The 13,000-nt window shown below is 59.2% G+C and carries 12 protein-coding genes; 5 read left to right on the forward strand and 7 right to left on the reverse strand.

Annotated features, from left to right (window positions below; genetic code table 11):
• Positions 1-238: 238 nt before the first annotated feature.
• Complete coding sequence (locus ACA079_RS12000; RefSeq protein ID WP_497703642.1) at positions 239-664, reverse strand: GNAT family N-acetyltransferase; 426 nt, start codon at positions 662-664, stop codon at positions 239-241.
• Positions 665-835: 171 nt separating this feature from the next.
• Between ACA079_RS12000 and ACA079_RS12005 the strand changes: the two genes are divergently transcribed.
• Both ACA079_RS12005 and ACA079_RS12010 read left to right on the forward strand, forming a co-directional pair.
• Positions 836-1,576, forward strand: a complete 741-nt coding sequence (locus ACA079_RS12005; protein WP_497703643.1) for a tellurite resistance TerB family protein — start codon at positions 836-838, stop codon at positions 1,574-1,576.
• 225 nt (positions 1,577-1,801) lie between these two features.
• Complete coding sequence (locus ACA079_RS12010; RefSeq protein WP_497703644.1) at positions 1,802-2,245, forward strand: hypothetical protein; 444 nt, start codon at positions 1,802-1,804, stop codon at positions 2,243-2,245.
• A gap of 67 nt (positions 2,246-2,312) precedes the next feature.
• On the opposite strand, the gene ACA079_RS12015 is transcribed toward ACA079_RS12010, so the two are convergent.
• Positions 2,313-2,756 carry a cupin domain-containing protein gene (locus tag ACA079_RS12015; protein ID WP_497703645.1) on the reverse strand — a complete coding sequence of 148 codons (444 nt, stop codon included), beginning with the start codon at positions 2,754-2,756 and terminating at the stop codon, positions 2,313-2,315.
• Positions 2,757-2,950: 194 nt separating this feature from the next.
• On the opposite strand from ACA079_RS12015, the gene ACA079_RS12020 reads away from it, so the two are divergent.
• Genes ACA079_RS12020 through ligD form a run of 3 tightly spaced genes read left to right on the forward strand, consistent with a single transcriptional unit; the run spans position 2,951 to position 7,927 of the window.
• Positions 2,951-4,336: an iron-containing redox enzyme family protein gene (locus ACA079_RS12020; protein WP_497703646.1), complete on the forward strand. Its 1,386-nt coding sequence runs from the start codon at positions 2,951-2,953 to the stop codon at positions 4,334-4,336.
• A 10-nt stretch (positions 4,337-4,346) separates the two neighbouring features.
• Entirely contained in the window at positions 4,347-5,339 is a 993-nt protein-coding gene (locus tag ACA079_RS12025; RefSeq protein WP_497703647.1) for a methyltransferase, read from the forward strand.
• Entirely contained in the window at positions 5,336-7,927 is a 2,592-nt protein-coding gene (ligD, locus tag ACA079_RS12030; protein ID WP_497703648.1) for a DNA ligase D, read from the forward strand. Before ACA079_RS12025 ends, ligD begins: the two co-directional genes overlap by 4 nt.
• A 117-nt stretch (positions 7,928-8,044) precedes the next feature.
• Here the strand turns inward: ligD and ACA079_RS12035 are convergent, their stop codons facing one another.
• The 5 genes from ACA079_RS12035 to ACA079_RS12055 form a co-directional block, all read right to left on the reverse strand.
• A complete protein-coding gene (locus ACA079_RS12035) occupies positions 8,045-8,719 on the reverse strand; it encodes a DUF3313 domain-containing protein (RefSeq protein WP_497703649.1) in 675 nt (224 codons plus the stop codon).
• A 50-nt stretch (positions 8,720-8,769) separates the two neighbouring features.
• A complete protein-coding gene (locus ACA079_RS12040) occupies positions 8,770-10,038 on the reverse strand; it encodes an OmpP1/FadL family transporter (protein WP_497703650.1) in 1,269 nt (422 codons plus the stop codon).
• A 61-nt stretch (positions 10,039-10,099) separates the two neighbouring features.
• Positions 10,100-11,716 (reverse strand): arylsulfatase, encoded by a 1,617-nt coding sequence (locus ACA079_RS12045; RefSeq protein ID WP_497703651.1) that lies wholly within the window; start codon positions 11,714-11,716, stop codon positions 10,100-10,102.
• 284 nt (positions 11,717-12,000) lie between these two features.
• Positions 12,001-12,282, reverse strand: a complete 282-nt coding sequence (locus ACA079_RS12050; RefSeq protein WP_497703652.1) for a DUF3303 domain-containing protein — start codon at positions 12,280-12,282, stop codon at positions 12,001-12,003.
• 240 nt (positions 12,283-12,522) lie between these two features.
• Positions 12,523-12,924 carry a hypothetical protein gene (locus ACA079_RS12055; RefSeq protein WP_129436701.1) on the reverse strand — a complete coding sequence of 134 codons (402 nt, stop codon included), beginning with the start codon at positions 12,922-12,924 and terminating at the stop codon, positions 12,523-12,525.
• Positions 12,925-13,000 lie beyond the last annotated feature (76 nt).

Here is a 13,000-nt window from a genome sequence, read left to right on the forward strand (position 1 = left end):
TCCAGAAAGTGAAGCAAGCCTGTTATCACCCCTTCAATTGGGGGTGTCGGCAAACCAAGTCAGGTTGCATGTATCGACCGGGTATCCGGGGATAAGGTTCACCATCTGTAAATCTTAGCTGTGCCGCAAAAAAATACCCTAGATAAATCCGGAGGTATTAAATGAAACATCGGCGCAGGGCGACAGCTTTTATTCAAGCGCGGTCATCGGCGGATTGATCGGCTACAGACAGGTTCATTCACAGGGCCTTGCTCATGAACACCCGACTCGTGCCTGGCGGGTCGCAGGGCACTTCGCCGAAGCGCTGCCAGCCGTATTTTTCATAGAACTGCGGGGCCTGGAAACTGAGGGTATAGAGCACCGCCGAGCGGCAACCACGACGACGACCTTCGTCCTCGTACGCTTTAAGCAGTTGAGAGCCAAGCCCGGAGCCGCGCAGTGACTCGGGCAAGTAGAACAAATCGAGAAACAGCAGACCAAGCGACGTACGCCCGGTAATACCGCCCAGCACCTGATGGGTATCCGGATCGCGGATCGTGACCGCCAGCGACTGGCGGTCGTTGATGCCGGTCATCTGATCATTGAAGGCACTCAGCCCGGCGCTGAGTACTTGTTCGACTTCAGGTTCGATGACGTCGCTGACGACAATCAGGTGGCGGTCCATGTGTTCGTTGATCCTGTGGGCATCGGGTTGGCGAGGGTAGAACACTCGCAGCCGATGGTCATCGGGGTCAAGGGCAATAAGGGTTTCACGTCAGCCAAACGGTGGTGGCGCATTTGCCGGCGAGGACTATCGTTGCCTGACTGGACCACTCCAACCGATGAGGACATCGTCATGAACACCAGCGATTTGCTCGAACAATTACTAAGGGCCGGCCAAGGCTCAATGTCGCAACAGGGTGGCGGTGGCGCGTCGGCCCAAGGTGGTCTCGGCGGTCTCGGTGGATTGCTCGGTGGCCTGTTGGGCGGTGGTGCCAGTTCAAGCGCCGGGGGCGGTGGCCTGGGTGGTTTGCTCGGTGGTCTGCTGGGCGGTGGCTCCGCCATGGGCGGTTCGACCCAGACCCGGTCGACCCAGACTCGCTCGGGTGGCGGCACCAACTATGCGGCGCTGGCTTCGCTCGGAATGATGGCATTCCAGGCCTATCAAGCCTGGCAACGCAGCCAGGCCTCGGCGCCGCAACAGGCACCGCGCACTGTCGACCTGTTGTCCGGCCCGGAAGTCGAGGACCACAGCCATGCGATTCTCCGGGCATTGATTGCGGCGGCGAAAGCCGATGGCCGGATTGATGACGCCGAGAAGCAGATGATCAGCACCGAAATCGGCCGCCACACGGATGACCCAGAGCTCCAGCAATGGCTGGATGACGAAGTCGCGCGGCCACTGGACGCCGCCGATGTGGCGCAGTCGGCCACGGATTCCGGCATGGCGGCGGAGATGTACCTGGCCAGTGTGATGCTGGTGGACGATCAGCAGGACGCCGAACGTAGCTATCTGGATGAACTGGCTGCGGCGCTGAGTATCGATCCGGAGCTGCAAGTGCATCTGGAGCAGCAGGCCAAAGGTGGCGTGGCCTGATGATGAAGGTAATGCCGGTCAGTTAAGGGTGTGAACACCGCAACCTCTGTGGGAGCGAGCAAGCTCGCTCCCACAGCTTTTGCGTGTGTGAAGGTCGTCTTTTTTATCTGGTCAGCGTGATCGACTACTGCGACCGACCATCGGAAAAAAACCCGGTTTTTCCCAGTCGGCTAAAATTTATCGGGGGATTACTTCAACGCGTCCTTTCAAAGCGGGAGTTTCACGATGAAAATCGTATCTTCGCTGACGTTAGTGGTTGCGGTCGGGTGGATCCTAGGGTGCTCCACAGTACCTGATCGTCAAGTCATCAACGTTCCCTTGCACGCTACTCCCACAAATGCCGGGAGTATCGCCCAGACGACCATGATGCCCAATGGCAGTGCGACCGTGTTCTGGTTTGCCGTCAAGGGCAAGACCATGGGCAGCGCATTACCAGGCCGTTTGGAGGCCTACATCTATCCGGGCAGTTGTGCGAGCCTGGGTTCGAAACCAGCCTTTGACCTTAACGACGGCCCCAATGCGAGGTTCTATTCGCCGTCATCGCTCCAGTACTTCTATAAAAGCGCACCTGTAGCTGTCGATACGCTTCGAACTGGCGGCTATGCGTTGGTTGTGCGTGAAAATCCGGCTGATGGAAATCAGAATGCTTTCTGCGGGAATCTGAGCTGAAAACAGTCGATCTTGCCCTCGTCTCTACGCGGAGTCTGGAAACGAGGGTGCTGGCCTTTACCGGGTTTCAGGCGTTTTTCGGCACCAGGAAGGTAACGCCGTGGTTTTCGGCGATCTCAAGTATCCGCGAAAGATCCTCCGGCACTTTAAGCTGATCCACCGCCGCAAAGAACTGGCCACCGCGTGGATCAGACACCACACCGATCATCTTCGCCGTCGCGCTGACATTCTTGTAAGCATGAACAGTCCCACCGGGAATATGCACATATCCCCCAGGCGAAACGGTGGTGGATTTACCCGCAACCGTCACTTCCACCTGCCCGTCGATGACGTAGAACGCTTCGTCCCAAGGGTGAAAGTGCGGGGGCGGCCCGCCGCCTTGCACGCCTTCCTGGATATGCATTTCAAAAGGCTTGCTCAGATCCCCGCCCGCAAGAATGGTGATGGCCTCACCCACGACATTGACCGGGTCAGGGGTTTTCTCGGGCTCGATGACATGAACCGTTCGCATGATTGCTCTCCGAAGGGTGTGTCCACACTCGCTGAGTATATTCACTTGATCTGGCGCCGGGTGCCGCGCCACTTGCCCGTCTGTCCGGGCAATTTCAACGCCGATTGAATTTTTTTCCGGGCGAATTGCTCTGCTGATGTAGAGACGTGCTGATTCAGCGTCCTGCCACTGGCCTCAGACCGAGAGACACGCCCATGACTGCCCTGACACGACTTGAAGCCCAGCCGGCTCACGAACGCACGATCCTGACCGCCGGCAGCCTAAAAACTATCTACGAACAGTTATTGCTGAGCGACGATATCGAACACCAGCGCGCACTCGGTAAAACCTTTCTCGAGGCTCAACTTGCGCACGCAACGGACCTGCCTGAGGACATGCCGAGAGACCTGTCGGCACTGCAAACCTTTGTCGAACAGCACTGCGCCGACGTGGCTCGCCAATACGCCGACTACCTGCAAACACGGAAGGACGGCGGGCCTCGGCAGTTCTTCACCAACAAGGCGAACGCATTGTTTTTCCTGCAAGCCGTTGCCCCGACCAAACTGGTGGACGGCGCGTGGCTGTATGGGCTGCTGCGGCACTGGCATGACCCGCGTTTCGAAGGCCTGATTTGCACCTATCTGGAAGAGCTGGGCGACGGCAACCCGGCGCAAAATCATGTGGTGATTTACCGCAAGCTGCTCGCCGAGCATGGCTTGCTGGACTGCGCGTTCATCCCGGACGAGCGTTACTTGCAAGGCGCGGTGCAATTGGCGCTGGGTTATTGCAGCGACGATTTTTTGCCGGAAGTGATCGGCTATAACCTCGGTTATGAACAACTGCCGCTGCATTTGCTGATCAGCGCCTATGAACTCAGCGAGCTGGGCATCGATCCGTATTACTTCACCCTGCACGTGACCATCGACAATGCCAGCACCGGCCACGCGCAAAAGGCCGTGCGGTCGGTGCTGCAATTGTTGCCGGTGGAAGGCGACCGTGAAGACTTTCTGCGCAGGGTTGCGTTGGGTTATCGGCTCAACGATCTGGGGCGGGGCAGTCGCGCGATCATCGAGTCGTTCGACCTGTACGGCGAGTTGCTGAGCATGCTTGAACGCAAGCGCCCGTTTGGTCAGCACATGCATTCCGACTACTGCCGGTTTGAAGGCAAGACCGTCAATCAATGGCTGTCGTCGCCGGAGCAGTTGCCAGGCTTCCTCATCGCGATGGAAAACAAGGGCTGGATCAAGCGTCACCAGGACCCGCAAGCCAGCCGTTTCTGGCAATTGGTCGATGGCGACGGCGCGGCGATGTTCGGGGTGTTCAACCCTTACGAAAAACAACTGCTGCACGACTGGATTGCCGGGGACTGGCGACCTGAGCGAGCGCCGGCAGCGGTTCGACGCGGTAGCAGTGCCGCGACCAAACCACCAGTGCCCGTCAATGACCCGGATGTCCAAAGCCTGCACGCTACACTTAAAGGGCTTGCCGCCGACGAGCAAATGCACGTCTTGATTCCGTGGTTGTCTGCCCATCGGCACGCCCACCCCGCTGGCCTGATGGCCACGCGACGGTTCATCGAACTCAAATCCGGTTTTCGATAGGGAGCCCGTCATGAATCAGGAAGAACACCTTAGCGCCCCCGATCTGGCCTTGTTGCAACTGGGGCGCCGCTTGCAGGCCGACGGTTACCGTTTCATCACGCCAACGCCGCTGACCCATCAGCGGGTCAATGATCGCTCCTTCGGGCAAAGCGCCCGGACCCTGCGCGAAGTATTTGGCTGGTCGCGGCCGTTTGAGCCCGGACTGTTGTCGGTGGATGAGCAGCGGCAGTTGCAACAGGCAGGCGTCCTCGAGGAATGCAATGGTCGACTGAAAAGTCATGTGCGCTGGTCAAGCCTCGATGACCTGTTGTTCGTGCATTCGGGTTACCCCACTGAGGCTGCTGACGCGGTGTTCTTCGGCCCCGACACTTATCGTTTTGCTCAGCTGATTCACACCCATCTGCAACAGAGCTTCGCGCCGATCAGGCGCGCCGTGGACATTGGTTGCGGCGCTGGCGTCGGAGCGATTGTGATGGCCCGCGCCCGCCGTGAAGCCGAGGTGCTGGCCGTCGACATCAACCCGTTGGCGTTACGCATGACGGCGGTCAACGTCGCGCTCGCCGAGGTGGCTAACGTCAGCATCGAGGCCAGCGACGTGCTGCAGGACGTCGACGGCCACTTCGACTTGATCGTCGCCAATCCGCCCTACATGGCCGACCCGGCCGAGCGTGCTTACCGGCATGGCGGCGGGGCGCTGGGCGCGCAATTGTCGTTGCGCATTGTCGAGCAAGCCCTGCATCGATTGGCCCCCGGTGGGTCTCTGGTGCTGTACACCGGCGTGGCGATGATCGATGGTCTCGACCCGTTTCTGGATGCGGTGACTCCGTATCTGGAATCGCCGATGTTAGGCTGGACTTACCGCGAACTCGACCCCGATGTGTTCGGTGAAGAACTGTTGACCCCTGGCTATCAGCGGGTGGAACGAATTGCCGTCGTCGCCTTGATCGTCACGCGTATCGGCCCGGGCATCGGGGGCACCGTTACGTCAGCCGGTGCGCCATGACCAGGAGCCTGGACGATTACAATCGCATGCGCGATTTCTCGGCGACCTCTGAACCGGCCGCCAGTAAACGTTCGGCCAAAAAAACCGCGAAAGACCATGCCTTGCAGTTCTGCATCCAGAAGCACGACGCCTCGCGCCTGCATTACGATTTTCGCCTGGAACTCGATGGTGCACTGAAAAGCTGGGCAGTGCCCAAAGGCCCATCACTGGACCCCAAGGTCAAGCGCCTGGCGGTGCACGTCGAAGACCATCCAATTGATTACGCCACCTTCGAGGGCAGCATTCCAGAAGGGCATTACGGTGCCGGCGATGTGATTGTCTGGGACCGGGGGGTGTGGATTCCTCAGGACGATCCGGCCGAGGCGTACGCCAAGGGCAAGCTCAAATTCGAACTAAAGGGCGAGAAGCTCGGCGGCCTGTGGAACCTGGTGCGCACGCACATGCCGGGCAAGCAGGAGCAATGGTTTCTGATCAAGCATCAGGACGGCGCGGCCAAACCCGAAAGTGATTACGACGTGGTCGCCGCCGAGCCCGACAGCGTGCTCAGTGACCGGACCATCGTTGCCAAAAAGCCGAAGACCGCTGCCAAACCCAAACCCGTCAAAAAACCCGCTACCCCGGCGCGCAAGGAAAAGTCGGCGCCATTGACGGGCGCCCGCAAAGCCAAATTGCCAGAGCTGCTCAAACCGGAACTGGCGACGCTGGTCGAAAAAGCCCCGGGCGGCGAGTGGAGTTATGAGATCAAGTTCGATGGCTATCGGATCATGGCGCGCATCGACCACGACGAAGTCAAATTGCTCACCCGCAACGGCCACGACTGGACCCACAAACTGCCCAGACAAGCCGAGGCGTTGGCGGCGCTGGGTCTCGAATCCGCCTGGCTCGACGGGGAAATGGTGGTCGCCGACGAGCAGGGCGTGCCGGACTTCCAGGCGTTGCAAAACGCCTTCGATTCGGGCCGCAGCGGCAACATCGTCTACTACCTGTTCGACATGCCTTACCTCAACGGCGTGGACCTGCGCGAGGTGCCGGTCGAGGAGCGAAGGGTTGCGCTGTCGACAGTGCTCAACCCCAACAAAGATCCGCTGCTGCGCTTCTCCGATGCCTTTAGTGAAGAACCGGAAGCGCTGCTCAACAGCGCCTGCCAAATGCAGATGGAAGGGCTGATCGGCAAACGTCTGGGCTCGCCTTACGTTTCTCGACGGAGCAGCGACTGGATCAAGCTCAAGTGCAAGCATCGGCAGGAATTTGTGGTTGTCGGTTTCACTGACCCGAAAGGCTCGCGCAATGCCTTCGGTGCGCTGCTGCTGGGGTTGCATGACCGCGACAGCGGTGAGTTGCGTTACGCGGGCAAGGTCGGCACCGGGTTCAACGAGACGACGCTCAAGCGCATTTACGAGCAACTGAAACCGTTGCAAACCAAAAAGATTTCAGTGGTCAACCCGCCGAGCGGTTTTGACGCCAAGGGTGTGCACTGGCTCAAGCCCACGCTGCTGGCTGAGGTCGCTTTTGCCGAAATGACCAAAGAAGGTTCAGTCCGTCATGCGGTGTTCCATGGCCTGCGTGACGACAAACCTGCCGAAGACATTACCGAGGAGCGTCCGAAAGCCGTGAAGACTTCAGCCGCGAAAAAAACCACTGCCGAAAAACCTTCCACCCCTGCCAAAAAGAAAGCCGCGCCCGCGCCCTCACAAATCGGCCTGGGCGAGGGCAAGGTCCGAATCACCCACCCGGACCGGGTGATCGACGCCAGCAGCGGCACCACCAAAGTGCAACTGGCGGAGTATTACGCCAGCGTCGCCGAATGGATTTTGCCTGAGCTCAAGGACCGGCCCGTGGCGCTGGTACGCGCGCCGGACGGCATCGCCGGCGAACTGTTTTTCCAGAAGAACGCCGAGCGCCTGGCCATTCCGGGAATCACCACCCTGGACAAGGCAATCACCGGCCAACCGGTGATGATCATCAACAACGCCGAAGCCCTGGTCGGCGCCGTGCAGATGAGCACCGTCGAGTTGCACACCTGGAACGCCACCTCGGACAACCTCGACAAACCCGACCGCTTCGTCCTCGACCTCGACCCGGACCCGGCGCTGCCCTGGAAAAGCATGGTCGAGGCGACTCAACTGACCCTCTCGGTACTCGATGAACTGGGGCTCAAGGCGTTCCTCAAGACCAGCGGCGGCAAAGGGATTCACCTGGTGGTGCCACTGACCCGCAAGCTGGGTTGGGATGAGGTGAAAGACTTCAGTCACGCGATTGTCAGCCACATGGCCAAGTTGCTGCCGGAGCGTTTTTCCGCCGTGTCGGGCCCGAAGAACCGGGTCGGGCGGATCTTCATCGATTACCTGCGCAATGGTCTGGGCGCCACGACCATCTGCGCCTACGCCGTGCGCACCCGCGAAGGGCTGCCGGTGTCGGTGCCGATCTTTCGCGAAGAGGTGGGCGAGCTCAAGGGTGGCAATCAGTGGAACGTGCACACTGTGCATGAACGCCTGGCCGAGGTCGGTGATGAGCCTTGGAAGGATTTGAAGAAAACCCGGCAGTCGATCACCGCCGAGATGCGGCGGCGGGTCGGGATGAAGAAATAGCGGTTGGGATGAACACGATCGGTGTAGGAGCTGGCGAAGCCTGCGATCTTGGCGGCGGTTGTTACACCGACAAAATCAAGATCAAAAGATCGCAGCCTGCGGCAGCTCCTACAGGGGTTACTTGATGAACGCCTGTAAGTCACTGGTCAGTTTGTCGATCGCCACTTTGAAATCCTTGGTGGTGATCTTCTGGCTGGCGTTTTCCAGTGTGGTGCCAAAGACTTTGCGCACGACTTTGGCCACGGTCTGGTTGTTGCTGGCGTCGATAAACTCGGCCTCGATGAACAGAGTGGTGTCCTGATCGCGATGACCACTGGCAGCGGAAACACCCCCCACGACGGCGGCAACCGGCACCACTTCATACCACTTCATACCTTCGTTTTCGGCACTCACCCCGGTGATCGCCGCGCGCATGATCAAGGTTTTTGAACCGGCCGGCGCTGATTTCGCGCTCGTTACCACCCGATATTTCTGGCCCAGCACACCTTTGGCCTTGCTGGTCATGTAGCTCTGCAACTCGTCCAGGGTTTGCTGGTTAACCCGCTCAGTGGGCTTGGGCGCCGGGTAGAGTTCCAGCTTGTTGAAGGCCACGGTGTTATAGGCATCTGGATTCCAGGACGGGCTCACCCAGCGCATGGCCGTTTCACCGCTGGTGGTGGTGACCTCTTGCAAGTTGTTGTAGTTGGACAGGAAGCCGGAATACTGCTCACGCTCGGTGACTTTCGAGGTGCAACCGCCGAGCAGCAGGCTGGCCAGCGCAGCGCCAATAAACAGTTTTCGGGACACGTTCATAGTGGTGTTTGCTCCATGGATTAAATCGTTTTTTTTTCAGTAGCAGGTCATCAGAAGCGCCAGGTCATGTTGCCGGTCAAGGCCTGAATCCAGGCATTGTCGAACTCACCGGAGGTTCGAATACCCGACGTGGATTTGGTCTGGTCCACTGGCATGTCGCCGAGCCAGACCATGGCCCAGCTGACATTAATGTCGGTGACCTTGTTCAGAGCATAGGTGGCTCCGGCCGCAATGCGCCAGGATTCGCCCATGGGAACGGTAAAAGTTCGGTTTCCGTCCGAAACGGCGCTGCTGTCATACGCCACACCGACGTTCCATAGCCATTGCGGTGTGGCCTGATACTGCGCGCCGAGCGCCAGTTGCCAGGTGTCTTTGAAATCGGCGTCGACCGTAGTCGCTTCGGCGCCAAATGCTGTGGTATCGACTTGCATCGCGATCTCACCGAACTCTGACCAGTCCTGCCAGTTGACCGAGGCCAGCAAGGCCCATTGCGGGTCGAGTTGCTGGAACAGACTCAGCGTTGCAGTTTGCGGCACGGTCATGTCGAGTTGGGTGTTCAGGCCATCCAGGCGATCCAGTGCGGGCCCGTCGCCTTTGACGTCCAGCCCGTCCTCGAAGTCCAGATCGACCTTGCTGGTGTAGGCCAGGCCAATGCGGGTGCCGGGTTGCGGGGCATAGATCACCCCCACGTTCGCGCCGAAACCCCAATCGTTGTCCTTGTATTTGAATTGGCCGTCGCTGCGGTCGGTGAAGCCGAAAGGCTCGCGGTCGATCGCGGTTTGGGCTTGCAACATGCCGTACATGGCTTTCACACCAACGCCCACCGACCATTGCTCGTTAAAGCGATAAGCCACGCTGGGCACGAAAGACAAACCGGCGAGGCTGGCGTTTTGTGCGAAGTAGCGCCCGGACCATTCGTTGTCGTAATTGGCCGCCAGGCCAAAGTCAGCGTACTGGCCGAAGCCAACGCTCCAGTGGTCGTCGAACTGATGGCTGACGAAGAAGCTGCCACCGGGAATCGGGTCGAGGGCGTTGCCACTGCCAGTGCCGGTGCCATTGGTGTTTGAGTCGCGATCGAAGCTCAGGTCGCCGTAGAGAATCTGCAAGCCACCGGTGATCTGTGTGCCGGGCAGATAACTCATGCCCGCCGGGTTACTGGCGATGGTGGAGGGTCCTTGAGCACGGGCGGCGGCACCGGCGTTGGCCAGGCCGGTGTTATCCGTGCCGATTTCGTAGAGCATGATGCCGCCGGCGTAAGCGTGCTGACTGCACAGGGCTAGCACAGTGAAGACGGGCAGCGTGGTCGTTTTTATCTGCATTGGCTTACCTCAGCAAATGTCCCGCAGGTGGCCAGCATCGGCCACCCCTGATTTCGACGGCTTATTTGGCCATGGCTGCTCGGGCTGCTTCGATCTTCGCTTTGACTGAGTCGAGGTTGAAACTCGCGCCTTTTTGCATCGGCGGGAACTCAATCGCGGTTTCGGCCAGTTTGGCGACCTGTTGCTGAACAAACACGAAGCGCCAGAACTGGTATTTGAACCAGTCAAAGTACTGTTGAGATCCCTGCGCGGCCTGGTTTTCTGGCCAGCCCATGCGCTCGAAGGGGTCGAGGCGCAGGTTGGTCAGGATCGGTACATCCACCGCCAATTTGGCGCCCATCCACCCGCCCGGCTGATCAATGAAGCGAAACTTATAGTCATCGATCCGCACCGCGCCCAGCGCACTCTCGCCGAAGTAGAAGATCTCATGGCGATTGGACGGACCTTTGCCAGTGATCATCGGTGTCTGGTCATAGCCGTCGAGGTGCACTTTGTAAGTGGTATCGCCCAGTTGTTTGCCCTTGAGCAATTCTGCGGCGATGTTCGGGTTGCCCGCCGCCGCGACCAGGGTCGGGAACCAGTCCATGCCTGACATGATGCCGTTGGCCACCTGGTTCGCAGGTACCTTGCCCGGCCAGCGAATGATCGCCGGAGCCCGGAAACCACCTTCCATCACCGTGCCTTTACCCATGGCAAACGGCGTGGTGCCGCCATCCGGCCAGGTAAAGTTTTCAGCGCCGTTGTCCGTGGTGAAAATCACGATGGTGTTGTCATCCATTCCGTCTTTTTTCAGCTTGGCCATCACGTCGCCGACGATGTCGTCGAGCTGCGCCATGCCGGCTTCCTGCTCCGACCAGCCATTTTGCGCGTTGCGCATGGCTTCGTACTTGTCGGACAGGTGCGTGACGATGTGCATGCGAGTTGGATTGAGCCACAGGAAAAACGGTTTGTTGTCCTGCTTGGCCTTGTCGATGAAGGTGAAGGCTTTGTCGCGAATTTCCTCGTCAACCGTCTTCATTCGCTCTGGATAGAGCGTTCCGGCGTCTTCGATTTTCTGTTTGCCGACCTTGCCCCAGCGCGGCATCACGGTCGTGTCGTCAGTCGTCGTGGCCCAGCTGTGAACCATGTTCCGCGGGCCGACGGTGGGCAGAAGATCTTGTGGATAGTTGGGGTGCGCCGGGTCTTCCATGGCGTCGAGGTGGTAGAGATAACCGAAGAACTCGTCGAAACCATGCACGGTCGGCAGGAATTCGTTCAAGTCGCCCAGGTGGTTTTTGCCGAACTGACCGGTGGCGTAACCCATGGACTTGAGTGTGGTGGCGATGGTGACCGCTTCGGCGGGAATACCAATGGGAGAACCGGCTTGCCCGACAGTGGTCATCCCGGTACGGATCGGCAGTTCGCCGGTAATGAAGTTGGCTCGCCCGGCGGTACAACTGGCCTCGGCGTAGTAGTCGGTGAAACGCATGCCTTCAGCCGCGAGCTGGTCGAGGTTGGGCGTTCGACCGGCCATCATGCCCTGGTTGTAGACACCGATGTTGGACCAGCCAATATCGTCGCCCATGATGACGACAATGTTGGGGACTGTTTTGTCGGCTGCTTGAGTGATGCCGGGGAGAATCATTGCAGTCAGAAATAAGGGGACGGCGAACACCGAGGATAGCTTTGTCCGGTTCATATCGAGCTCCTGCGCACTTGCGTTGGTACTCTGAGACGAGCCCCCGACCGCCCAGGAAATTTTGGATCCCCCGCGAAGAGCGTAGGTAAGAACTGTGAAATTTCCAGTAATTGGTTTTTCGGCCGAAGGCCTTGTTTCATGGGCTTTACAGCTTGTCGTGGATTCGGATGATTACTGACATCTCAACCAGATAAAGTCCTCAATCCGTGCCTGAACCGGCCATATGGGATGTGTTATTCGAAGTGCGGGCATGGAGCGGCGAGCCCGGCTCGCCGCTCCAACGACTATTGCTTGCCGACGGCGCCCGCCAGCAGCGGCGCTATCTGTTCATCGGTCAGTGCCGCCTGAACCTCCATGGTCATGAGGTCGCTCCATTCCAGCACCCACTTCTGAATGGCTGCCGGATCACTGGCCTCTGCCACGCCAAAACCGGATGCACCACCGACGGCGTGCCAGCGTCCCAGCATTTTGACGCCAGCGGGTGGAGCCCCCCCGGTCTTGAGGAAACGCTCGATCGCGCTGTTACGATTTGCCGAACTGATAGACCAACTGACTATGAATAACATTGGCCACCTCCTGCTACGGATTGGCACCTGTTGCTCTTCGCGCACCTGGCGGGTGCCGGGACCACGGTCACGCTTGAGTGTCCAGCTTCATCCCTGACTGGCTTGAAACCATTGCTCCCATGAGAAGGCATAGCAGCGGGCCAGACTCTGCGTATGACCGCTGATCCTGTTTCGTTGCCTTTTTATCAGTCCGTGGATGACGCCTGTATCACCAACGAAACAAGGTTCATCAGGCTGATTTCACGCATCGCGCAACAGGTCGTTGGCGTTGAGCAGCTCGTAGGCAATCTCCGGGCGCTTCTCCAGTGCGCGGCGAATCGCGGCCGGGATCGACTGACGGGTTTTGCGGCATAGCCCCGGTTGTTCGCCGAGGTTAATACCGATACCGCGCATGGTGCGTACTTCGTTGAAACTGGGGACGATGTCCACGCGGATGCCCAACTGTTCGTACATTCGCTGTTGCAGGCGTTCCAGATCACTCAGGCTCTGGAGGTTTTCCAGCCGTTCGACCAGGCGCTTTTCCTCTGAACGGGTCAGAAACAGGATGCGCACGTCCGCCCCCGGTGTTTCCAGCAACGGGTCACGCCCGCAGTCGCAGGCGCCGGGCGGGCAGGGTTGGCGGATCGGAGGCGTGGTGGTCATGGGGTTCAATCATAGAGTGCTCCAATCGGGTTTGCCCATAGGGTTTTTACCCTTCTGGCGAACGAGTCACGCCGGG

It is taken from the genome of Pseudomonas sp. LBUM1645 (assembly GCF_059716185.1).